At 39.4% G+C, this 24,208-nt stretch carries 19 protein-coding genes and 1 pseudogene; 19 read left to right on the top strand and 1 reads right to left on the bottom strand.

The window, feature by feature from the left end; genetic code table 11:
• Positions 1-11 precede the first annotated feature (11 nt).
• The 16 genes from pstC (at position 12) to GQO39_RS03035 (ending at position 20,290) form a co-directional block, all read left to right on the top strand.
• Complete coding sequence (gene pstC / locus GQO39_RS03110; RefSeq protein ID WP_156850905.1) at positions 12-1,472, top strand: phosphate ABC transporter permease subunit PstC; 1,461 nt, start codon at positions 12-14, stop codon at positions 1,470-1,472.
• Positions 1,469-2,761 carry a phosphate ABC transporter permease PstA gene (gene pstA / locus GQO39_RS03105; protein WP_007551821.1) on the top strand — a complete coding sequence of 431 codons (1,293 nt, stop codon included), beginning with the start codon at positions 1,469-1,471 and terminating at the stop codon, positions 2,759-2,761. The genes pstC and pstA overlap by 4 nt, the downstream gene beginning before the upstream one ends.
• A 59-nt stretch (positions 2,762-2,820) precedes the next feature.
• Positions 2,821-3,579 carry a phosphate ABC transporter ATP-binding protein PstB gene (gene pstB / locus GQO39_RS03100; protein ID WP_007551820.1) on the top strand — a complete coding sequence of 253 codons (759 nt, stop codon included), beginning with the start codon at positions 2,821-2,823 and terminating at the stop codon, positions 3,577-3,579.
• A 21-nt stretch (positions 3,580-3,600) separates the two neighbouring features.
• Positions 3,601-4,323 (top strand): phosphate signaling complex protein PhoU, encoded by a 723-nt coding sequence (gene phoU, locus GQO39_RS03095; RefSeq protein WP_007551819.1) that lies wholly within the window; start codon positions 3,601-3,603, stop codon positions 4,321-4,323.
• 612 nt (positions 4,324-4,935) lie between these two features.
• Positions 4,936-5,790, top strand: coding sequence for a cell wall hydrolase (locus GQO39_RS03090; protein ID WP_156850904.1), 855 nt, complete (start codon positions 4,936-4,938; stop codon positions 5,788-5,790).
• 30 nt (positions 5,791-5,820) lie between these two features.
• Positions 5,821-7,068 carry an aminopeptidase gene (locus GQO39_RS03085; RefSeq protein ID WP_156850903.1) on the top strand — a complete coding sequence of 416 codons (1,248 nt, stop codon included), beginning with the start codon at positions 5,821-5,823 and terminating at the stop codon, positions 7,066-7,068.
• Positions 7,069-7,125: 57 nt separating this feature from the next.
• On the top strand, positions 7,126-8,001 hold the full coding sequence (gene mutM, locus GQO39_RS03080) for a bifunctional DNA-formamidopyrimidine glycosylase/DNA-(apurinic or apyrimidinic site) lyase (RefSeq protein WP_156850902.1): 876 nt from the start codon (positions 7,126-7,128) through the stop codon (positions 7,999-8,001).
• 77 nt (positions 8,002-8,078) lie between these two features.
• Positions 8,079-9,470, top strand: coding sequence for a dipeptidase (locus tag GQO39_RS03075; protein WP_156850901.1), 1,392 nt, complete (start codon positions 8,079-8,081; stop codon positions 9,468-9,470).
• On the top strand, positions 9,467-10,087 hold the full coding sequence (locus tag GQO39_RS03070; RefSeq protein ID WP_156850900.1) for a ribonuclease D: 621 nt from the start codon (positions 9,467-9,469) through the stop codon (positions 10,085-10,087). Before GQO39_RS03075 ends, GQO39_RS03070 begins: the two co-directional genes overlap by 4 nt.
• 403 nt (positions 10,088-10,490) lie before the next feature.
• Positions 10,491-10,820 carry a hypothetical protein gene (locus GQO39_RS03065; protein WP_246668512.1) on the top strand — a complete coding sequence of 110 codons (330 nt, stop codon included), beginning with the start codon at positions 10,491-10,493 and terminating at the stop codon, positions 10,818-10,820.
• 828 nt (positions 10,821-11,648) lie between these two features.
• The gene (locus GQO39_RS03060) at positions 11,649-12,482 is read left to right on the top strand and encodes an outer membrane protein (protein WP_156850899.1); all 834 of its coding nucleotides are present in this window, start codon (positions 11,649-11,651) and stop codon (positions 12,480-12,482) included.
• 338 nt (positions 12,483-12,820) lie between these two features.
• Complete coding sequence (locus GQO39_RS03055; protein WP_156850898.1) at positions 12,821-13,729, top strand: porin; 909 nt, start codon at positions 12,821-12,823, stop codon at positions 13,727-13,729.
• Positions 13,730-13,893: 164 nt separating this feature from the next.
• On the top strand, positions 13,894-14,742 hold the full coding sequence (locus tag GQO39_RS03050; protein ID WP_156850897.1) for an outer membrane protein: 849 nt from the start codon (positions 13,894-13,896) through the stop codon (positions 14,740-14,742).
• A 157-nt stretch (positions 14,743-14,899) separates the two neighbouring features.
• On the top strand, positions 14,900-16,393 hold the full coding sequence (locus tag GQO39_RS03045; RefSeq protein WP_156850896.1) for a porin: 1,494 nt from the start codon (positions 14,900-14,902) through the stop codon (positions 16,391-16,393).
• A 252-nt stretch (positions 16,394-16,645) separates the two neighbouring features.
• Positions 16,646-19,561, top strand: a complete 2,916-nt coding sequence (ileS, locus tag GQO39_RS03040) for an isoleucine--tRNA ligase (RefSeq protein ID WP_156850958.1) — start codon at positions 16,646-16,648, stop codon at positions 19,559-19,561.
• 204 nt (positions 19,562-19,765) lie between these two features.
• On the top strand, positions 19,766-20,290 hold the full coding sequence (locus tag GQO39_RS03035) for a hypothetical protein (protein ID WP_156850895.1): 525 nt from the start codon (positions 19,766-19,768) through the stop codon (positions 20,288-20,290).
• A gap of 142 nt (positions 20,291-20,432) precedes the next feature.
• Here the strand turns inward: GQO39_RS03035 and GQO39_RS03030 are convergent, their stop codons facing one another.
• Positions 20,433-20,879 (bottom strand): nucleoside deaminase, encoded by a 447-nt coding sequence (locus GQO39_RS03030; RefSeq protein ID WP_156850894.1) that lies wholly within the window; start codon positions 20,877-20,879, stop codon positions 20,433-20,435.
• 265 nt (positions 20,880-21,144) lie between these two features.
• On the opposite strand from GQO39_RS03030, the gene GQO39_RS03025 reads away from it, so the two are divergent.
• The 3 genes and pseudogenes from GQO39_RS03025 to GQO39_RS03015 form a co-directional block, all read left to right on the top strand.
• Positions 21,145-22,551 (top strand): pseudouridine synthase, encoded by a 1,407-nt coding sequence (locus tag GQO39_RS03025; RefSeq protein WP_156850893.1) that lies wholly within the window; start codon positions 21,145-21,147, stop codon positions 22,549-22,551.
• Positions 22,532-23,089, top strand: coding sequence for a 16S rRNA (guanine(966)-N(2))-methyltransferase RsmD (gene rsmD, locus GQO39_RS03020; RefSeq protein ID WP_156850957.1), 558 nt, complete (start codon positions 22,532-22,534; stop codon positions 23,087-23,089). Before GQO39_RS03025 ends, rsmD begins: the two co-directional genes overlap by 20 nt.
• A 318-nt stretch (positions 23,090-23,407) precedes the next feature.
• A pseudogene (locus GQO39_RS03015) lies at positions 23,408-24,073 on the top strand (transketolase); the annotation flags it as partial.
• Between the last annotated feature and the right edge of the window lie 135 nt (positions 24,074-24,208).

The following is a 24,208-nucleotide window of genomic DNA, read 5'->3' as shown; positions in this document are numbered from 1 at the left end:
GTAAAGACAATATGCGCATTTCTTTCATTATTTTTCTGTTATTGCTTCTTGGTTTTATTGGCTTTTGTGTTTCTTATATGCGTGCTCGCTATTTTGAATATGCACAATACAAAATGCACTCTCGTGCCTCTTATCATGGCTGGTGGACATTTTCGATGACTGTTATTCCATCTCTCATTTTTTTAATTCTTTGGGATGGTGGGAGTGCCGTTTATTTAGAATATAGCGCATCTCGAGAGGTCTGGGCATATAGCGCGCATGTGACAGAGCGTGTGGATCATGACCTTATTTTGGGGATTATCCGCAGTTTGGTAAAAATGGCTCATCACTTTGAGGGGGATTTTGCTACCGCTTCGTATGAAGAAATGCGGGCACAACTATCCACCAAAGGCTTTGTTTTGCCCCATGATACATTAGATGATATATTAAGACTAGCACAGTCATGGGTTAATTCTTCTGAAAAGTTGCAATTTATTGGACGTGGTATCATTTTTATCATTGCATTCTTAGGTTTTATCTGTGGAATTATGCAAATTGCTCCGCGTCAGCGTGCACGCAATAAGGTTGAGTGTTTGATTATTATTGGGTTGATTTGTGCATCTATAGTCGCTGTTTTGACGACAGTAGCCATTGCACTCTCAATGTTTTTTCAAACGATGAGTTTTTTTCAATCTGTGCCCTTTTCAAATTTCTTTTTTGGAACGGTTTGGGATCCACGTTTTTCAGCTAGCGGTTCGGGCAATGGAGTGGGACAATTTGGTCTCCTACCACTTCTTGCCGGTACACTTTATATTGCATTTGTAGCAATGCTTTTTGCTGTTCCTATAGGATTATTTTCAGCTCTTTATATGGCCGAATATGCTTCTACTCGATTGCGATCAATTGTGAAACCATTGTTAGAAGTACTTGCTGGTATTCCAACTATTGTTTATGGTTTTTTTGCTTTAAAGGTTGTAGGACCATTTTTACGTGATCTCTCTGTTTCTCTCTCGGGCGGTGTTGGTTTTATCATGGCTCAAAGTGTTTTGACTGCTGGAGTTGTGATGGGAATTATGTTGATTCCTTTTGTTTCTTCTTTGTCCGATGATGTTATTACGGCTGTTCCGCGTTTTTTACGCGAAGGCTCTTATGGTTTAGGAGCAACGCAATCTGAAACGATTAAAAAAGTTGTTCTACCAGCAGCACTTCCAGGAATTATGGGAGCCATTTTATTGACAGCATCGCGTGCAATTGGAGAGACGATGATTGTGGTTTTGGCAGCAGGTGTTGCAGCGAACTTAACGCTTAATCCATTCGAAGCAATGACTACGATGACGGTTAAGATTGTTAATCAATTGACAGGTGATTTTGAGTTTAATTCTCCACAAACTCTTGTTGCGTTTGCTTTAGGGATGACACTCTTTATTATGACTCTTTTGATGAATGTTCTTGCTCTTTACATCGTGCGTAAATATCGGGAACAATATGAATGAATGAAGATTTTCTTTTTCCTCGTCGTAACATTGTTCTCAAACGCCGATATTGGGCTGAGCGTCGTTTCCGTGCGTATGGTTTAACTGCCATTTTTATTGGTTTATTTTTTTTATGTGCACTTTTATGGACCGTCATTAGCCAAGGTTATACAGCTTTTTTTCAAAGTGAAATGATGTTACCGATTTATTTAGATGAGAAGGTCATTGATCCAAGTGGGCAGCGTGAAATAAATCCACAAATACTCATAACTGCCAATTATCCGCTTCTTGTACGGAATGCTTTGGCGAAAAAGCTTGATGTAGATCAAAATGATAAGGCATCTCTGCGAGATGTTAATCGTATGTTTTCAAATAGTGTACGTGTTCAACTACGTGAAATGATCACGAAAGATCAAAAGCTGATTGGAACAACGCAAAAAATCAAAGTTTTGGCAGCTGCAGATATTGACTCTGCTTATAAAGGGCAGATTAATTTGCACGTAGCAGAAAAAAACCGCAAAGTCTCCAATCGCCAAGTGGAATGGATAAGACGCTTGGTGCACGATGGTACACTTTATAAAACATTTAATTTTGGTTTTTTTACATTTGGTGCTTCAAGTCGTGCTGAGACTGCGGGGCTAGGTGTTGCGATAATCGGTTCTCTTTACATGATAGTCATAGTTCTAGTGATTTCGCTCCCTATAGGGATAGCAACGGCTCTTTATTTGGAAGAATATGCACGCAAAAATAAGTTTACAGATTTTATTGAGGTTAATATCAATAATCTTGCAGCTGTACCTTCGATTGTTTTTGGTCTTTTAGGACTTTCTGTTTTTGTTAATTTTTTTGGGTTACCACGTTCTGCCTCTTTCGTTGGTGGGTTTGTCTTGGCTCTTATGACGCTTCCTACAATCATTATTGCAACACGTTCTGCTTTGCGTGCAGTTCCTCTTTCTATTCGCGCAGCAGCTTTAGGATTGGGAGCATCGAAAACACAAATGGTTTTTCATCATGTTGTTCCTTTAGCAGCACCTGGTATTTTGACTGGCACGATTATTGGAGTGGCTCAAGCTCTGGGTGAAACTGCGCCTTTGCTTTTGATTGGTATGGTTGCCTTTGTTGTGAATATTCCTGCTACACCGATGGATCCAGCAACAGCTTTGCCTGTTCAAATTTTCATGTGGGCAGGTGAGGCAGAGCGCGCTTTTGTTGAAAAGACGTCAGGTGCTATTATCGTATTAATGATTTTTCTTGCAATCATGAATATTTCTGCGGTTTTTTTACGTCGTCGATTTGAGCGGCGTCAATAATTTCGATAAAGCCGTAATTTTGATAAGGTTTGTGTTTTCAAATAAGGTGAGTTTTTGTAATGAAAATTAAAATGCGTGGTCAAGATGTAAAGGTTTCTTATGGAAGTAAAGAAGCGTTGCACGGTATTACGCTTGATATTCCTGAACATCAGGTTACGGCTTTGATAGGTCCTTCCGGTTGTGGGAAGTCGACTTTTTTGCGTTGTTTCAATCGTATGAATGATACGATTGAAGGTGCTAAAATAACGGGTCTTATTACCTTAGATGGGGAGAATATTTATGACCAGAGGATTGATGTTGTAGAATTACGCGCTCGTGTAGGGATGGTTTTTCAAAAGCCAAGTCCTTTTCCAAAATCTATTTTTGAGAATGTTGCTTATGGACCACGCATTCACGGTTTAGTCAAATCGCGTGCCGAATTGCATAATGTGGTTGAAAAGAGTTTAAGGCAGGCAGGTTTATTTGAAGAAGTGAAAGATCGTCTTCATGAAGCAGGAACAAGTTTGTCAGGAGGACAGCAACAGCGCTTGTGTATTGCGCGTGCCATTGCAGTTAGTCCTGAAGTTATTTTGATGGATGAACCCTGTTCGGCTCTTGATCCAATTGCGACAGCACGTATTGAAGAGCTTATCGATGCATTACGACAAAATTATACAATTGTTATTGTGACACACTCCATGCAACAGGCGGCACGTGTTTCTCAATATACGGCTATGTTTCATTTGGGGCATTTAGTAGAAGTTGGTGCGACTGAAACGATTTTCACCTCACCAAAAGAACAACGCACACAAGATTATATTACGGGGCGTTTTGGATAGGTGAATTAAGGAGTATAAGCTATGTCTATGAACCATACTGTCCGTTCTTATGATGTAGAACTAAAATATTTGCAAGCAAGGATTACAGAAATGGGGAGTCATGCGGAAAGGATGATTGAACGTTCTGTTGCATCGATTGTATGTAATGATCTTCAACTTGCGACGACAGTTATTGCTGATGATTTGTTTTTAGATAAAGCAGAACGTGACATTGATGAAAAAGCGATTACCGTTATTTGCAAGCGCCAACCGATGGCTGTTGATCTGCGTGAAATTATTGGTGCTATTCGTATCTCTTCTGATCTTGAGCGGATTGGAGATATGGCTAAAAACATTGCAAAGCGGACGGTAGCACTTTCAGAAACACGTCAACCCACTGCTTTTTACCATGGGCTTGAAACGATGACAGCTTTAGCACTCAGTCAATTAAAGGAAGTATTGGGTGCTTACACGAGCCGTTTATTGGAGCGTGTTGATGCAGTACGTGACCGCGATGGTAAAATTGATGCTCTATATACTTCTCTTTTTCGGGAGCTTTTGACGTACATGATGGAGGATATGCGTAATATTACGGTTTGTACGCACTTACTGTTTTGTTTAAAAAATATTGAACGAATTGGTGATCATGTCACCAATATTGCGGAAATGCTGCATTATATCATAACAGGCCATCATATGTCTTCTGACCGTCCTCGCGATGATCTTACCTATAAAGTTGGGGTAGGTGAGAAAAAAACAGATTAATTTTTTCTCAGATGTATAAAATGAGCTTGTTTTTAAAGATAAAAATCATTGAGCATTTTCTTGCGGTATGGTTTTAGGAAGAATATCATAGATGTATTACAGGCAAGTGTCAAAAAAGTGATGAAGAGGCTTTTCAAGGTAATATTGCAGATTTTTATTTCTTAATTTGACACATTCGGATATAAAATGATACGATCGCGTACACTTTATCCGGAGAGATAAGCTTCCCTCTCCTTATTTTTTTCAAATTTGTGTCGAAGGGTATTTGTGTTAGTTTCCTCAATATTGATGGAAACAGTTTTAGTGCTCCAATCTTTATTTGTATATAGGGTGGTTGGAGAGTTGTCGTAGGCATATTATTTTTTTGGCGACTGAAGCATAAGGGTTGGTTAGAGGTTGATGTTGTGTGGCTACATTTTTCCATTAAGGATAACAATATTGATCTGTAAATTAAGAATTTTTTATTTTTTATTTCGCATAAATGCTTTTTAATTACTACTTGTATTAAAATTTTACTAAGCGGTAACAATTAATCGTGTACTTTCTTTGAAGATACATTTAAAACTCATTCGAATTTTGAATATTTCAAAGATGTGAGAATGTGTTGTAAAGATGAAAAAAAATTATTGGACTGTTTTTGTTACTTGTTTTTTAGCGCCGTTAGTTATTGTGGGATGTGCTTCAGATCATTTTGGTGTTGGAAAAGTAAATGATAATAAGAAGGCAAAAACAGTGATGTATCCATTGACTGAGCGCCAATGCCTTATGCGTGCAATGTATTTTGAGTCAAATCGTACAAGTCGTGAAGGAATGATAGCTGTTGGAACCGTTGTTATGAATCGTGTTAATTCAACCGCCTATCCAAAAACAATTTGTGGTGTTGTCGGTCAGTACAAACAGTTTGCTCCCGGTGTTTTAACGCGTCCTATGACGGAGCCTGCATCTGTTGCTCGTGTTAGAGAGGCAGCTGATGCTGTTTTGCGCGGCGAACAGGATCAGAAACTTAAAAATGCTAAGTTTTTTCATACCGCAGGTTTATCTTTTCCTTATAAAAACATGCATTATGTTCGTGTTGCAGGGGGAAATGCCTTTTATGAAAAGCGTTCACGTGATGGATCGCTTCAAGTTCCTACTAATGATCGTCCTTATGATGTTGCTTATGCTTTTGCCCAAGAACGTTCTGGCAATACACCGAGTTTCATGGACACAAGCGTAGCAAGTAAAGAGATGAAAGCAGAGGAAAAGAAAAACGCCCCTCTTCTGGTAGAAATAACGCAGGAGAATAAGGTGCATGCCATGTCTTTTGTTGCAGTACAACTTGATAAAGTCCCCATTCCTACATTTGCACCTCATCGTATAGATAAGGAAGGGGAAAGCAAATCAATTGTGGCTGCCTATGTTATGCCTTCACCAGATCAGTTAAATGCAATTGTTGCAGTATTAGAAAAACGGTACAGAAGCCGGTAACTTTTTCATAACAAAAGAGGGATATTGGTAATGCACTTTGATACTCATGAAACCGTTTCACCCGAAATGCTTAATCGTCTTGCAGAAATTACGGTAAAAGTCGGACTGAATTTACAAGAGGGGCAGGATCTTATTTTGACGGCTCCAGTTTCGGCATTACCTTTTGTTAGGCGTATTGCATATCACGCCTATAAGGTTGGGGCTGGTGTGATTACTCCACTTTTTAGTGATGATATGTTATCACTTACACGTTTTGAAAACGCACATACTGCTAGTTTTGATTGTGCACCTTCTTGGTTATATGAGGGAATGGCGAAGGCTTTTGAAAATGGGGCTGCGCGTTTAGCTATTGTTGGTGATAATCCTTTGCTACTTTCCAATCAAGATTTTGATAAGGTTTCACGTTTAAATAAAGCTACTTCAATTGCTTACCAGCCAGCTCTCAAAAAAATATCAAATTTTGCCATGAATTGGTCGATAGTTGCTTATCCGACAGCAGGGTGGGCTGAGACAATGTTCCCTTCTTTACCGCTTAATGAAGCGATTAAGAAGTTAGCTACTGCAATTTTTTCTGCTTCACGTGTTACAGATGAGGACCCAGTGCGCGCATGGGCCGTTCATAATGCAAGTTTGAAACAACGGTCATCTTGGCTTAATGAGCAGCGTTTTTCTGCTTTGCACTTTACAGGACCAAGGACTGATTTAACAGTTGGTTTGGCAGATGATCATGAATGGCATGGTGGTGCATCAGCGGCTCAAAACGGTGTGATATGCAATCCTAATATTCCAACAGAAGAAGTATTCACCACGCCTCATGCATATAAGGTGGAGGGTTTTGTGCGTTCGACGAAGCCTCTTTCTTATCAAGGAGCACTTATTGATAATATTGAAATGCGGTTTGAAGCGGGGCGTATTGTTGATGCACGTGCTTCAACAGGGCAGGAAGTTTTGCAACGAGTTTTGCAAAGTGATGAGGGGGCAAGTCGATTGGGTGAAGTTGCTCTTGTTCCACATTCTTCACCGATTTCTAAGAGTGGTCTTCTTTTTTATAACACATTATTTGATGAAAATGCTGCATGTCATATTGCTTTAGGGCAGTGTTATTCCAAATGCTTTTTAGATGGAGCATCGTTGACAGTAGAAGAAATTGCAGCGCGTGGTGGTAATAAAAGTGTGATTCATATTGACTGGATGATTGGCTCAGGTGAAATTGATATAGATGGCATTACGCAAAATGGTATGAGAGTTCCTGTGTTTCGTAAGGGTGAGTGGGCTTAATATTATTATTTTTTTCAGTGGTGTTGTTGAAATGCTCATAATTATTGAAGATAGTAGATGCCTGAACTTCCTGAAGTAGAAACAGTTCGTCGTGGACTAGAGTCTGTTGTAACTGGTGCAAAGGTTATTTCTGTCACACTTAATCGCAGAGATTTGCGATTTCCTTTCCCTGAGGCGTTTTCTGAGAGGCTTGTAGGCAGGAAGATTATAGAAATTGGTCGGCGAGCGAAATATTTGTTGTTTCATCTTTCACAGAATGAAACGATTTTGAGTCATTTAGGAATGACAGGATCATGGCGCGTAGAGGATGATTTTTTAAAAAAAAACTCTCTTACTAGCGAGAAATTTGTTAGGCATGATCATTTTGTCATGTATATTCAGGCGCAGGATGGCAAAGTTTATCATCTTACTTATAATGATATTCGTCGTTTTGGGTTTATGCTTTTAGTAGATACAAACAGGCTTTATGAACATCCGTTTTTAAAGAAACTAGGGCTCGAGCCTATGGGTAATGCGTTTTCTGGTAATTATTTACAAGAGGTTTTTGTTAATAAAAAAATATCTCTTAAGGGAGTTTTGCTTGATCAGTCTATTGTTGCGGGTCTTGGGAATATTTATGTGTGCGAAGCGCTTTGGCGTAGTCGTCTGTCACCACAGCGTGCAGCATTTACGTTGGCATTGAAAACTGTACGTGCACGTGAATTTGCTGATTCCTTAGCACAGAATATACGCAATGTGATTGCTGAAGCAGTTTTGTCTGGTGGGTCTTCTTTACGTGATTATATGCATGTAGATGGCTCTCTCGGTTATTTTCAACATGCTTTTTCAGTTTATGGACGAGAAGGCAAAGAATGTTTGCAATGTGGAACGCCTATTGTTCGTATTCTACAGTCAGGGCGTTCAAGTTTTTACTGTCCACAATGTCAAAAATGAATAAGGTCTCTTGCAAAATCTTACAGGAGGCTTAAAGTCATATCCACAATTACATAAGGCTTGGGAGGTCTTTTTTTATGCTGAATAAAATACTAACACATCTTGATGAAAATATAGAAAAGAGCCTTGAACGCCTTTTTTCCCTTTTACGTTTCCAATCGATTTCTACAGACCCCGCTTATAAAGATGAATGTCGCAAAGCAGCTGATTGGTTAGTAGAGGATTTGAAGACTGTAGGTTTTGAGGCTTCACGGCGCGATACACAAGGTCATCCAATGGTTGTTGGGCATCATCCAGGTCCTTCAGATGATTGTCTACATGTGTTATTTTATGGACATTATGATGTTCAACCTGTTGATCCGCTGAGTTTATGGGAAGATGATCCGTTTACACCTTCTTTAAAAGAGAGGGAGGGAGAGAAGGTTATTTGTGCTCGTGGAGCTTCCGATGACAAAGGTCAGCTCATGACTTTTATTGAAGCGTGTCGTGCATTTAAGAAAGAAACAGGGCAGCTTCCTGTTAAGGTTACTGTTTTATGTGAAGGTGAAGAAGAATGTGCTTCTCCTTCACTTATTCCTTTTTTGAAAGCAAATAAGGAGGAACTTAAGGCAGATTGTGCACTGGTTTGTGACACATCTATGTGGGATGCTGATACACCATCTGTTGCTCTTTCTCTTCGGGGAATTATGGCGGAAGAGATTATTATCACGGCAGCAAATCGTGATTTGCATTCTGGTTATTTTGGGGGAGTAGCAGCCAATCCCATTCGTATTTTAGCTAAAGTTTTGGCAGGACTTCACGACGAAAATAATAAGGTAACGCTCCTTGGCTTTTATGATGGAGTAGAAGAAACACCTCCACATATTTTACAATCATGGAATGAACTTAATTGTACTGCTGAAAATTTACTTGGTCCTATAGGTCTTTCTGTTCCATCTGGTGAAAAAGGGCGGAGCATTTTAGAGCTCGTATGGGCACGTCCTACCATGGAAATTAATGGTATTAGTGGAGGCTATGAGGGAGAAGGAATTAAAACGGTTATTGCTTCTCAAGCAAGCGCAAAAATATCGTGTCGTTTAGTACATAAGCAAGATCCAGAGAAAATACGTCAGGCCTTTCGTGATTATGTACGCAGCTCTATTCCTGCTGACTGTACAGTGACCTTTAAGAATCACGGTTCTTCTCCGGCAATACAGCTTTCCTATGATTCATCTTTTATCAAAGCGGCAAAGGATGCTTTATCACAAGAGTGGGAGGTTCCTGCTGTGTTGACATGTATGGGTGGTTCGATTCCAATTGTAGCAGACTTTCAGTCAATTCTTGGTATGGAAACTGTTTTGGTTGGTTTTGCACTAGCTGATGACCGTATTCATTCGCCTAATGAAAAATATAATCTAAAATCATTTCATAAAGGGCAACGGTCTTGGGCACGAATTCTTGCAGCTTTAGCAAATAAGAGGGATAAATGACTGAAATCCGCGTTTATCAAGGCGATTTACCAAATTTGGATAATTATCAAGTTAATGCTGTTGCAATTGATACAGAAACTTTGGGATTACAACCACGCCGTGATCGTTTATGTGTTGTTCAGCTTTCTTCTGGAGATGGTACTGCTGACATTATACAGATTGCTAAAGGGCAAAAAAATGCTCCTAATTTAGTCAAGTTGCTTGAAGATAAGGCAATCACTAAGATATTCCATTTTGGACGTTTTGACCTTTCTATTTTAGCGCATACATTTGGCGTTATGCCAGATGTAGTTTTTTGTACAAAAATTGCTTCAAAACTCACGCGTACCTACACGGATCGTCATGGATTAAAGGAAATTTGTGGTGAATTGCTAAATGTAAATATTTCTAAACAGCAGCAATCTTCAGATTGGGCCGCAGAAACTTTATCACGTGCGCAAATTGAATATGCCGCATCAGATGTTTTATATTTGCATCGTTTAAAAGATATATTTGAAGAACGCTTAAGACGTGAAGAGCGAGAAAATGTTGCAAAGGCATGTTTTCAATTTTTACCTATGAGGGCAAGACTCGATCTTTTAGGATGGTCGGAGGTTGATATTTTTGCGCATAACTGAGTTTAAAAGTTTGCTTTTAAAATTGCAGTAATATTGCAGTAATATTGATGTAATTAGAAAACACTGCCTGTATATTACAGGCAGTGTTTTTTCTCGTCTATTTTGATGATAGTGTGATTATAACATAATTCTTAGCGCAGAAAGTGCATTGGGAAATACAGGGTAAAATATCTTTGCTGGAGAAATGCATTAACACTCGTTCAGTTTGTTTCACATCTGATGGCTGAATTATGTTTTATAATTTAAAATCGGCGGTTTCTATATTGATATAGTTTAAAAATTTCCATTTATTTTAAAGTCACAGTGCTAAAAGACTTCGTTTTTTTGAGAGTTCTCACTTTATTATCTATAGGCTTATTATTTTTTTTGAAATTGGAAACGGGGGCTCTATATAAAATCCATTATGAATATTACTATGGAGATAAATTCTATAAATATGAGATATTTTATTGTTACTTCTATTGCCTTTGCTTCAGTATGTGCCTTTTCTTCAGTTTCTGTGGCACAAGGAGCTAATCGTGTGCCTGCTTCTTCTAGAGATTTTGTGAATAAACAAGTTAGCAATTTTTCAGATAAAGACTCTAGTAAAAAAAAATTGGGTATTGTTGATAACAACAGGAAAGAGGTTGCTGAGTTCGCAGCTGTGTCATGGACACCTAAAAAAAGAGGTCTAAGATTTCTGAATAGACCGAACCGGCTAAATCTATTTTTCCGAGGACCAATGAGTTTTTAGTAAGCGAAGAAGCAACATCAAGAGATATATTTTACTTTTTGGAAGTAGCGGAGTACGCAGGAGGGGCGTGCCTTTTTTAGCTTGAATTTGAGTTTGGAGAAGGTTTTTGTGTGCTTTTAGTTATGGGGCTAAGTTTTGTATTGATTGAGGGAGAGGAGTATAAAGGGTTAGCATATAAGAGCAATGGGCAATTACAAAATCTGTAGATGTGCAGGAGTGTAACACGGAAGATTTTGCTCTAGAAGTTTAAGAGTAGCTCCTGTTTTTCTAAGAGCAGGCATTAGTTATTATTTTCAGATAGATTTATAGCTTTTTGAGCAAGATTGAGTTTTAAGATTTTCGGAGAGTGATCTTTCGGTATTTATCTCAGTAGTGGGGTGAAGGTGGTGATACGGTTTGTCCAATAAAATCTACAAAAGAGATAGTTTACAGATCGTTGTATAGAGGCGTTTGCAGATGCAGATTTTTTTCCAGTATGAGAGTAAAATTTAATAAGTCGTTGCACGTAACGCTATGGGCAAAAAGCTGAAGAGAGTGTTTATGTGCATTTTAGCAGTGGTGTTGCATTTGCAATGACCTACAGTGCATGCTTTAGATAGAAAGTACTGTTTTCAAATTTTGTAAAAAACTCATAGGGTACAGCATCTCGTTTGATAAGAGCATAATTTCTACGTTGGTATATTACAAACTCCATTTATTACAAATCAAATGACTAAGGAGGATGTAGGCTTTTTGTTTTTTTATAAGTGTATCATTTTTACTACAGATATCTGTAAGGGGGGCTCTATATGAAATCATGTGTTTAAATATCAGCTATGGAGAAAAATTATGAATATGAAATGGTTAATAGCAGTCTCTGCTTTTGCGTTTGTTTCAGCTTCAGCAGCGCAGGCAGCAGATGTTATTGTTCCCCCACAGCCTACACCAGTTTCACCGGTTATTGTTGCTCCTACTTTTTCTTGGACAGGTTTTTATGTTGGTGGCCAGATTGGTGGTTTTTCAAGTAAAACAAAGATGGATATTCTCAGTAATGGAAAAACCATTCCGATGAGTAATGATTTTTTGCCTAAATTATCAGGTTTTATGGGGGGGCTTTATGCTGGTTCCAATATTGATCTGGGGAATGGCCTTATTTTAGGTGTTGATACAGATATCATGTGGTCTAGTAAAGATGACACGAAAACGAGCGAAGTATATCTGATTAATTCAGATCATGTGGGATATGTTAATAGGATGCTGAAAAATGCTGGAATTAAGATTGGTGACGATGTACTCAAAGCAGGTGATAAACGAACGCACAGTTTTACTTTTAAAGAAAAGTGGGCTGGTGCTACGCGGGTACGGATTGGTTTTGCTGCTGAACGTATTATGCCCTATATTGCTGGTGGTATTGCCTATACACAACTTCAAGATATCGAGTCAGTATCAATAACAGAAAAAGATACAGGTAAAGTAATAGCTTCTGGTAATTTATCTGATGAAACAAAGACGTTTGTTGGTTACACCCTTGGTGCTGGTGTTGATTTAGCAATGAGCAATAATGTTATTGTCCGTGCAGAATATCGTTACTCCGATTTTGGTAAAAAGAAATATTCAAACGATAAATATGAAACTTCTTACAAAACCAATGATTTTCGCGTTGGTGTAGCTTACAAATTTTAACGTATGGTGAGCTAAATTACTAAAAAGTTTGTTTTTAGCGGCATTTTTGGTATTTTCTGTGACTATATTGTTACACAATACAGATTGTTACATATGTGGAATGTTGCTATGCATTGATTTTGGTAAAAAGAAATGTGTAAACAAAAAGCGGGAATTTAACTGTAATATCAATGGGTTATTTATATATATAATTTGCAAGATTTCATATAGAACGAAATTACTCAGAGGCTCCATCTTTGAAGGAGCCTCTATTTTTATCATTGTGTCATTTTTACTACAGATTTTCTTTGAACAGTCGTATAGCATTGCGTCATAAATAAATTTAGGAGCAAAATATTATGAATATAAAATCTTTAATGACAACTTCTGTTATCGCTTTGATTTCAGCTTCTGCGGTACAGGCTGCTGATGTTATCATTCCTCGTGAAAGTGCACCAGTTATTACAGCACCTGCTTTTTCTTGGACAGGTTTTTATCTTGGTGCGCAGATCGGTGGTTTTTCGAGTAAGGTTGAGATAACTGATCCGGCTACAAAAAATAAACTTTTCAGCAAAGATGATACACCTAAGCCTTCCGGTTTCATAGGTGGTATTTATGCAGGTTCTAATATAGACCTTGGAAGTGGTCTGATTTTAGGTGTTGAAACCGATGCAGTTTGGGCTGACCGAGGAGAAACAAAAACGATCTCTGTTCTTCACGATCATGAAGTTGAAAAACCTAACGTAGGAGGTAATGGAGTTCAGAAGCCTAACGTAGAAGGTAATGAAGTTCAGAAACCTAACGTAGAAGGTAATGGAGTTCAGAAACCTAACGTAGACGGTAATGGAGTTGGGCAGGCTCTCAGAATTCGCGATGCAGCAGTTTTAGCAAGTGCTACAACCAAGGGGAGTTTTACATTTAAGGAAAAATGGTCCGGTGCTACGCGGGTACGTATTGGTTTTGCTGCTGCTGACCGCATTATGCCTTATATTGCTGGTGGTGTTGCTTATGCACAGATGCAAGGTATTTCTACAGTTTCAGGAACAGATGCATCCGGTAAAAAAGTTTCTACTAAAGAAGCTGATAAAACCATGACAATGGTTGGTTTCACCATTGGTGGTGGTGTTGATTTTGCAATGACTGATAATGTTTTATTGCGTGCAGAATATCGTTACTCCGATTATGGTAAAAAGAAATTCGAAAAGGATGACGCTGAATTCAACTATAAGACTAATGATTTCCGTGTTGGTGTAGCTTACAAATTCTAATTTTGTAAAAACGAAATTGTTAACCTAAAATTAAATTGCTAAGAGGCTCCGTTTTTGGCGGAGCCTCTATTTTTTTTGTGAATGTATCATTTTTGCTACAGATATATGCAATTAGCACTCTATATGAGATCACGTGTTCAAGTATTCGGCTATGGAGAGAAAATATGAATATAAAATGCTTAATAGCAACTTCTGTTATCGCTTTGATTTCAGCTCCTGCGGCACAAGCTGCAGATGTAATGGTTCCCCATGAGATGACATCCCATCAGGTAATACCCACCGTTACTACGCCTGCATTTTCTTGGACAGGCCTTTATCTTGGTGCCCAAGTTGGTAATTTTTCAAGTAAGGTTGAAATAACTGACTCGGATACAAAAGAGAAAGTTTTCAATGGAGACAGTACACCTAAGCCTTCTGGTTTCATGGGAGGAATTTTTGCAGGTTCCAATGTAGGTCTTGGAAATGGTTTCATTTTAGGTGTTGAAACAGACGCCGTTTGGGCTGATAGAGAAGACAAAAAAACGACCTCTGCAAAAGCCCTTGAAGATGATGACCTTGAGTATTTTAATGAATCGTTTAAGGATGTTGGCATTACGCTGGCTGATGAGGATAGATTTGTAAAGGGTGATACGGGATCTTATGAGTTTGCTTATAAAGAAAAATGGGCCGGTGCTACACGCATACGTATTGGTTTTGCAGCCGTTGATCGCATTATGCCTTACTTTGCTGGTGGTATTGCTTATGCGCAGATGCAGGGTACCTCTACGGTTACGGGAAAGAAAAAGGGAGAATATAATAAACCCGGTAAAATAATCTCTGGTTCTAAGGATATGACAACGACAATGGTTGGTTACACCCTTGGTGGTGGTGTTGATTTCGCGATGGCTGATAATGTTCTATTGCGTGCAGAGTATCGTTATTCAGATTATGGTAAAAAGAAATTCAAAAATGATGACGCTGAATTCAACTATAAGACCAATGATTTCCGTGTTGGTGTAGCTTACAAATTCTAATTTTGTAAAAACGAAATTGTTAATTCAAAATTAAATTTCTAAGAGGCTTCGTTTTTGGCGAGGCCTCTATTTTTTTTGTGAATGTATCATTTTTGCTACAGATATTTTGAAAGAGATGCACTACATATAACCCGTTTTGGATATTTGGAGATATTTTATGAATACGAAATGTTTAATAACGGCATCTATTTTTGCTTTGATTTCAGCTTCTGCAACGAAGGCAGCTGATGTAATGGTTCCTCATCAACCTACAACAGCTACCTCAACAGCTTTTGTAGCCCCTACTTTTACATGGTCAGGTTTTTACTTGGGTGGACAAGTTGGTGGTTTTTTAAGTAAACCTGATATGAGTGGTATTGATAAGGATAAAATTATACCGCTACATAAAGATTTATCGTTTAAACTTTCAGGTTTTGAAGGAGGTTTTTACGCAGGTTCTAATATTGATCTTGGTGATAGCTTTGTTTTTGGTATCGATACGGATTTAATTTGGTCTGGGCAAAAGCAGACAAAGACCATCACTATCGGCGCCTCTGGTAATGCGGTAGTAGACAATTTAATAGCAAGATCTCGCAGATCAGCATCAACAACACCACCAACAACACCACCAACAACACCAGTATCAACGAATTCAACTCCAGCAGCAAAAAGTACACAAACATCAACGATTTCAACTGTAAAAACTCCATCAGCGCCATCAGGAGGCTCATCAACAACACAAACAGCACCTGCAACAGAGGCGACACAAAGATCACCAGCATTATCAACAACGGGAACATCAGCAACATCGAAGCCAGCAGCAGAGAAGCCAGCAGCATCGGTACGAGCATCGTCATCAGAGACAAGAAGAAACACCTCATCGGAAAGATCTGCACAAGGAGTAAGTTCAACGCAAACATCTTCAGCGAGATCAGAAGCGCCAGTGCAGTCATCAGCACCAACCAAGACAGTAGCAGCACAAGCATCCTCTATTAATGGGGCAGGTGTGGGGGCTCACGGTCAGAGTAGTGCACATCATGGAGCTGGATACGGTGCTGGTAAAAATTCCCATGGTAGTGGTAATCCACATGGTAGTGCTGCTAATCCACATGGTGCTAGTTCGCATAGTTCTAATCCACACTCTTCCAAGCCCCATGGAGAACAGAAGGTGGCTGGACACGGTGCACAAAGTGCGCAAGCAGCGGATGAAAGCGCTACCAATGTGTATGGTATAGAGCAAGTGAAGAACGAGATCGCTGCACTTGGTAACGCTGCACTTGGTCTTGAACAAGGCAGTGAAGTTGAAACTTTGAGCCATACTTTAAAGCAAAATTGGGCTGGTGCCACACGGGTGCGTATCGGTTTCGCTGCTGATCGCTTTATGCCTTATATTGCTGGCGGTGTTGCTTATACACAGCTCCAAGACACTATATCCATATCATTCAAGAAAGGGGATGGAAAAGTCGTTTCTTCTAAAGACTTAGCCGATGAAACAAAAACGATGATTGGGTATACCATTGGTGGTGGAGTTGATTTTGCAATGCTGGATAATGTTATTGTGCGTGCGGAATATCGTTACTCCGATTTTGGTAAGAAGAAATTTGCAAATGAAAGACTTGAAATTAGATATAAAACCAATGATTTCCGTGTTGGTGTAGCTTATAAATTCTAGTTTTTAAGAGTAAGTTGCTAAGAGGCTCCGCTTATAGTGGAGCCTTTATTTTTTTAAGAAGATCATTTTTGGGTTTCCTTTCTTGATAGTTTCATGATAGAGCCTATAGGATGTGATGATGTATCTTCTTGATCGCTGCTTAATACGAATGATAAGCTCGGCTTTCCCTATAGATCAAAAAAAACCAGAGTTGCAGGGTTCAGGGAAGTTATGCAAAAATGGAATCGTAAAAGTGGACAGGAATATTTCACAATGGCTGTGAAAAATGAAACAATAGATTATTCGAAAACTCTTTATTTACCACAAACAAATTTTCCTATGCGTGCGGGGTTGCCGCAAAAAGAGCTTGAATTGATGGTACGGTGGGAAGATATGGAGCTTTATACGCAATTGCGTCAACAAGCAAAAGATCGCCCGTTTTATATTCTTCATGATGGACCACCTTACGCAAATGGACATATCCATATTGGGCATGCTTTAAACAAAGTTTTAAAGGATGTGATTGTTCGTTCATTCCAAATGCGTGGTTTTAACGCAAATTATGTACCTGGCTGGGACTGCCATGGGCTTCCAATTGAATGGAAGATTGAAGAAAAATACCGTGCGCAAGGGAAAAATAAGGATGATGTACCCCTTAACGAATTTCGTCAAGAATGCCGTGAATTTGCACAACATTGGATAACTGTTCAAAGTGAAGAATTTAAACGTCTTGGCGTTATTGGAGATTTTAATACGCCCTATACCACAATGGCTTTTCATGCAGAAGCGCGCATTGCTGGTGAATTGATAAAATTTGCTATGTCAGATCAGATTTATCGTGGTTCAAAGCCTGTGATGTGGTCTGTTGTGGAGCGTACGGCTTTGGCAGAGGCGGAGATTGAATATCATGATCATGAATCAGAGGTCATATGGGTTAAGTTTCCTGTTTTTGAAACAGATTCTAATGATTTGTATGGTGCTTATGTTGTGATTTGGACCACGACCCCGTGGACGATTCCTGGTAACCGTGCGGTTAGTTATTCTTCGCAGATTTCTTATGGTGTTTATGAGGTTGAAAACGCGGAAAATGATTTTGGTCCTCAAGCTGGAGAAAAACTTCTCTTTGCTGATGCATTAGCCATGAGCTGTGCAGAAAAAGCAAAACTTGTTTTAAAGCGTGTACGTGTTGTTTCTAATGATGAGCTTAAAACGCTTTTTCTTTCTCATCCACTCAAAGGTTTGGCTGGAGGTTATAATTATAAGATTGCGCTGCTTGATGGTTCGCACGTAACAGAGAGTGCTGGTACTGGTTTTGTCCATACGGCACCTAGCCATGGGCGTGAGGATTTTGAAATTTGGAATGCTTATAAGCCTTTATTGGAGCAGGCTGGTATTGATTCGTCTATACCATTTCCTGTTGATGATGCTGGTTTTTATACGAAGGATGTCCCTGGTTTTGGACCGGACCGTAAAGAGGGTCCCGTACGTGTTATTGATGATAATGGAAAAATGGGTGATGCTAATAAAGAAGTGATTAATGCTTTAATTAAAGCGGATCGATTGTTTGCACGCGGCCGTTTAAAACATTCTTATCCTCACAGTTGGCGTTCAAAAAAGCCAGTTATTTTCCGTAATACGCCGCAATGGTTTATTTCAATGGATAAAGATCTTGGAGATGGTTCAACTTTACGCAGTCGTGCTTTAGAAGCTATTTCGATGACGCATTTTGTTCCTTCTTCTGGTCAAAACCGTTTGGCTTCCATGGTAGCAGATCGTCCTGATTGGGTTCTTTCTCGTCAGCGCGCTTGGGGTGTTCCAATTTGTATTTTTGCCAATGAGGATGGTGTCATTCTAAAAGATGAGCGAGTGAATGAGCGTATTTTGCAAGCTTTTGAAGAAGAAGGGGCGGATGCTTGGTTTACTGAAGGAGCACGTGAACGTTTTTTAGGTGAGCGTGCGCATGAGTCTTGGAAGCAGGTTCGTGATATTCTTGATGTTTGGTTTGATTCTGGAACGAGCCATAGTTTTGTATTAGAAGATCGAGCTGATTTGAAATGGCCTGCCGATATTTATTTTGAAGGCTCTGATCAACATCGTGGATGGTTCCAGTCTTCTCTTTTGGAAAGTTGTGGTACGCGTGCTTGTTCTCCTTATAAGGCAGTGATCACGCACGGTTTTACTTTGGATGAAAATGGCAAGAAAATGTCTAAATCTTTGGGAAACACGGTTGTTCCACAAGAAATTATTAAAACATCTGGCGCCGATATTTTTCGTCTTTGGGTGATGACAACGGATTATTGGGAAGATCAGCGTTTAGGCAAAACAATTCTTCAAACAAATGTAGATTCATATCGTAAATTACGTAATGCAATTCGTTGGATGCTTGGAACTTTAGCGCATGATGAAGGAGAAGAAATCTCTTATTGTGCATTGCCAGATCTTGAAAAATTTATATTGCATCGACTTTTTGAACTCGATCATTTGATTAATCGCGCCTATAATGAGTTTGATTTTAAAAAGATTATGCGTGCATTGTTGGATTTTTCGATTATTGAGTTATCGGCATTTTATTTTGATATCCGCAAAGATTCTCTTTATTGTGATGCACCTTCATCAAAAAAGCGTAAAGCTTCTTTGCAGGTTGTCCGAGAGGTTTTTGAGCATATGGTGACGTGGCTTGCTCCAATGTTGCCTTTTACGATGGAAGAAGCTTGGTTGGAGCGTTACCCCAAAAGTCAATCGGTGCATTTGGAACAGTTTCGTCCTATGCGAGAGGAATGGCAGAACGAATCTTTGGCTGAACGTTGGAAAAAAGTTCGTCAGGTCCGCAAAGTTGTGACGGGTGCTTTAGAACTTGAACGAGCAGACAAGCGTATTGGATCATCTTTAGAAGCTGCACCTATTGTTTTTATTTCTAATCTAACTTTGCTGGAGGCGTTAGAAAATCTAGATATGGCGGAAATTTGTATCACCAGTGCTCTAACAATTAAGCAGGATAGACCACCTAAGGATGCTTTTACTCTGAGTGATGTTGAAGGCGTTGGTGTTTATCCAAGAAAGGCGTTAGGGAAAAAATGTGCGAGGTCATGGCGTTATACACAAGATGTTGGTAGCGATCCAGCTTATCCTGATGTATCTGCTCGCGACGCGGCTGCTTTGCGGGAATTGCAGATGCTCGGCAGGATTTAAAGTTTAGATCAAGGGGAGGGGAGGAAATGCAGGGTTGTAAAGAGCGTTGTTATGATTTGAATTCTATCATTGATGAGTATAGCCTTTTATGGTAGTAGTGAAGTTCTTTGTTTTTCCGTGGGGGGGTAGTTTGTGTGTGGACAAGATCTCCAATAAGTCGCGGGAAGATCAATTTGCCATATACTTAGGAAAATGGGATAAGCAGTGAAAAAACATAAAGTAGAAATATTGCCAATAAGCATTTTGGGCATGTGCTTTGTTTTAACAGGGTGCGGTTTATCCGCTCCTACTTATGGTACAGATAAGGCGGTTTCGTTACAGTTTTTTGAAGATGTTGCCAACCTTGCTTCGCTAGCATCGACAAACAATAATAGCAAGCTTGTTATGGAAAACCATCCAAAGCTTGTGATACCAAAGTCAAGCTCGCTCACAGCGTTACCATTACCGCAGCAAGATATAGCACAGAGTAGCTCACGTGGTAAAACAGCAACACTAAAGCAACATTCTAGTGGTAGCAAAGCTCCCGTTTTTCCCCAAAAAGTATCATCAGTTAATGAGCACGCTAGTACCGCTGGTTCAGAAAGTATTTCACGGTTGAATACGAAGCAACGACAGGAATATTTACGTCGTCAGAGAGCGCAAGTTGGAAGCGCGAAATATCGTCGCTATCTCACGGAGCCACCTTTGAGTTATCGCCAACCAGCAAAAACTGCACCTGTTGGTAAGTAAGAGTAAGGGTGAAATATTAAAAGAGAGTGAGAGGAAAAGTGCCCTGAGAATGAATTTTGGTAGAAAAGAAGAGCTGTGAGCCTTCTTTAAGAGTTCTAAAGCTGTTCAAAGATAAATGTTGTAGGTAAGAAGAGCTATTTTTTTAATATCGCTTTTGTGCAAAAAAATCTTTAAGCAGTTGAGCAGCTTCTTTTTCCTTAAAACCAGAATAGATCTCAGGTTTGTGATGGCAAGTTTGCTGCTGGTAAAAGCGTGGACCGTGTTCAATAGCACCTCCTTTGGGATCGCTGGTTGCATAGTAGAGACGCCGTATGCGTGCAAAGGAAATGGCTGCCGCACACATAGCACAAGGTTCAAGGGTTACATATAGATCACAATCAGGAAGTCTTTCACTTTGGAATGTTTCGCAGGCCATACGGATTACGCGTATTTCTGCATGTCCTGTAGGATCATATCCAGCTTTTGTATAGTTACCAGCGCGTGCAACGATTGTTTTTCCGTGTGTGATAACTGCCCCTACGGGGATTTCATCTTTTTTTTTTGCCCATTGCGCTTCTAAAAGGGCTATTTCCATGGGAGTCAAAGTCATAGTGTTCTTTCTACTGAAGTGTAGGGGGTGAAAAATTCTCCATCAGGAGGAGTACTGTAAAACGGATGAGTTATGACCTTTTTATAACGAAGGGACATTATTTTTTAAATGTTTAAAATCAATTTGCAAGTAAACTGATACATTATTGCTGCTATAAGGATAGAAAATGATAAATGATTATGTTACTCCCTCTTTTCAAGATAAGTGGTATGATGCAGGGTGACGATTTGCTGAACGTATAAGAAGAGGTTGGTGTGAAGAGCAAATGAATGAAAACAATGAGAGTGAGCGGATTGCCAAAAGGTTAGCACGTGCTGGTATTGCTTCGCGTCGTGATGCAGAAATGATGATTTTTGCAGGTCGTATTGTTGTTAATGGTGAAGTTGTAACGACGCCTGCTTTTAATGTTACCCGCTTTGATGTTATTAAAGTTGATGGCAAGCCTTTATCTCCTATAGAACGAACGCGGTTATGGCTTTATCACAAGCCCGCGGGACTTGTCACCACTAACCGTGATCCTGAAGGTAGGCCAACAGTATTTAGCAATTTGCCGAAAGAAATGCCTCGTGTTCTTTCTGTGGGCAGGCTTGATATTAACACGGAAGGGCTTTTGCTGTTAACCAATGACGGTGGTTTAGCCCGTGTCTTAGAACTTCCGTTAACAGGATGGGTGCGAAAATATCGAGTTCGTGCTCATGGAAGAGTTAAACAGAGTGCACTTGATAGTCTTAAAAATGGCATCGCGATTGATGGTATTTTCTATGGTTCAATTGAAGCATCAATTGAACGTGAACAAGGGTCAAATGTGTGGCTTTCTGTAGCTTTGCGTGAAGGAAAAAATCGTGAAATAAAGAAGGTTCTGGGTGCTTTAGGCTTATCAGTTAATCGTTTAATTCGTGTATCTTATGGTCCATTTCAGCTCTCTGATTTGGAAGAAGGAGCCGTTCGTGAGATAAAAGGTCGGCTGTTACGTGAGCAATTGGGTGAGCGTTTAATTATGCAAGCCAATGCAAATTTTGATGCTCCTATTCTTAAGCCATTTCCAAATTCTGCGGTTGTTGTAGAAAAAACAAATGATAAAGATCTTGCTACTACCAATGATAGCTGGGTTTTTTCGGGTAGAAAAGATGTACAGCGCAGGAGCAACAGCTCTTTTAAGCACGGTCAATTACGGTTGGGCACAAAATCTGATGAGAAATTTATGCGTAAGGGTGAAGGCGATGAAGGAAAAGAAAAGCAGTGTTTTTTGCCTCGTTCGCGTCGTTCTAATGTTTGGATGGCTCCTGGTGCACGTCCACAGAGTGCACGTAAGAAGTCTTTCTATAGTGAGAAGTCCTCCCATGATCATAAAAGCAATTTAGTCGGCAAGGGATCTTTTCATAGAGGTAAGGAAAAGTTACCAGAAGTTCAGTTACGAAAAGAGAAGGACATTCATTTTGATCAAAAACGTGGTAAAAAATCTTTTGATGAAGCGCGTGTTGTTGGTAAGAAAGAGCATCTTTTAAGGAAAGAAAAAAAGGTTGTGAAAGGCAATTACGATGAGCGTTCTTTTGAGAGTAAGCGAAAAGCTAAATCATTTGATGGTGCTGCTATGAAAAAATCTAAAGCGTATAGCGGTGATGCAAAAACAACGAAGCGATTTAGAGGACCACGTGCGGATCGTCGGCGGTAAATTTGCTGGACGTGTTTTGTTTGCACCTGTGGGGCAGTCGATTCGTCCAACCAGTGATCGTACGCGCGAAAGCCTTTTCAATATTCTTGCGAGCCGAGAAGAACAATTTTGGACCAACAAACGTATTCTTGATCTTTTTGCCGGTACTGGTGCTTTAGGAATAGAGGCTTTATCGCGTGGTGCAAAAGCGGCTGTTTTTGTTGAAAATTCAGTTGAGGGGCGTGGACTGCTTCAAAAAAATATTGAAGCTTTTGAATTGCAGGCAATTGGGCGGATCTTGCGTCGTGATGCAACAAAACTGGGCAATGTTGGGACAATGCTTCCATTTGATATTATTTGTGCAGACCCTCCTTATGGTTATTGTCTAGGTGAGCGTGCTTTTGTAGCGGCTCTGAGAGGAGGGTGGGCAAAAGCTGATACACTCTTTGTGCTTGAAGAAAAGAAGGATGCAATGATTCATTTACCTGATATATTTTATCTAGATGATGAGCGTTTTTATGGTGAGACAGTAATACGTCTTTATAAACTGCGATCATAGTTTTAAACTTGTGAAAGTTTTCGTTCCTATCCAATAGGAGGAGAAAGGTTATTCTGTACATTTTTTTACATTGTACTTTTCTTATGGGGTGATTGCTTCAGAAGAGAGGGTTGTTTTTTTAACCAATGAAAGATATGGAAAGCCTTTGTGCTACTATTTTTTCATAACCAATGTATAATTACTTGCTGGTTATGTGTGCTTTTTTCTGTGCACAATGCATCTAAAGATATATGGAATGGTTTAAATAATCTTCTAGTAAGTAGCGCATAAAATTACGATTTGAGGGAATTATTTTATAAATTTTCTGAGGGGGGGAGTATGGCTTATGCAACTAATAAAGCAGATATTTACGATGCGGTTCATTCTCTCCGTTTACATCTTAAAATATTTGATCTCATTAGAAAAGCGAAATCTGGTCACATAGCGAGTAGCCTTTCCTGTATTGATTTCATTTATATCTTATACAAATATATTCTTCAAATAAATCCAACACTTATCCATGATACTAATTGCGATCGTTATGTTCAAAGTAAAGGACATGCGGTTGAGGCATTGTATATTGTATTATCAGAGATGGGATATTTTGATCCTAAGCTTCTCGATACGTATTTAAAATTTGGTTCAAATTTTATTGGCCATGTGACCAAAAAAGTCCTTGGCATCGAGCAAAGCACAGGTTCTCTTGGTCATGGCTTATCTCTTGGTGCAGGAATAGCTCTTTCTGGACAGCTTAATTCTCAATCCTACCGTGTTTTTGTACTTCTTGGCGATGGTGAAATGACAGAGGGTTCCATCTGAGAGGCTATACTATTTTCAGCGTATTATAAACTCAGCAATTTTATCGCAGTTGTTTATAGAAACCGTCTCCAAATTACTGATACGACTGATATCTTAATGAAAACAGAGCCTTTAGCAGATAAATTCACAAGTTTTGGGTGGCATGTTGTAGAAATTGATGGTCACGATATAACACAACTGAAAAAATCCTTAGGCACTCCTCCATCTCATAAGGATAAACCAACAGCAATATTGATGAATACTTGTACGGAATTACGCATGAACAACTTGCCGGTTGGACAGCAGGGTTCAAGCTTGCGGGGGGTATAGTCTCCCTTGATG

The sequence above is a fragment of the Bartonella refiksaydamii genome (assembly GCF_902652675.1).
GTDB classification, from domain to species: domain Bacteria; phylum Pseudomonadota; class Alphaproteobacteria; order Rhizobiales; family Rhizobiaceae; genus Bartonella; species Bartonella refiksaydamii.
The sequence above is the reverse complement of the archived record's forward strand: the minus strand, read 5'-3'. Positions and strand labels throughout refer to the sequence as shown.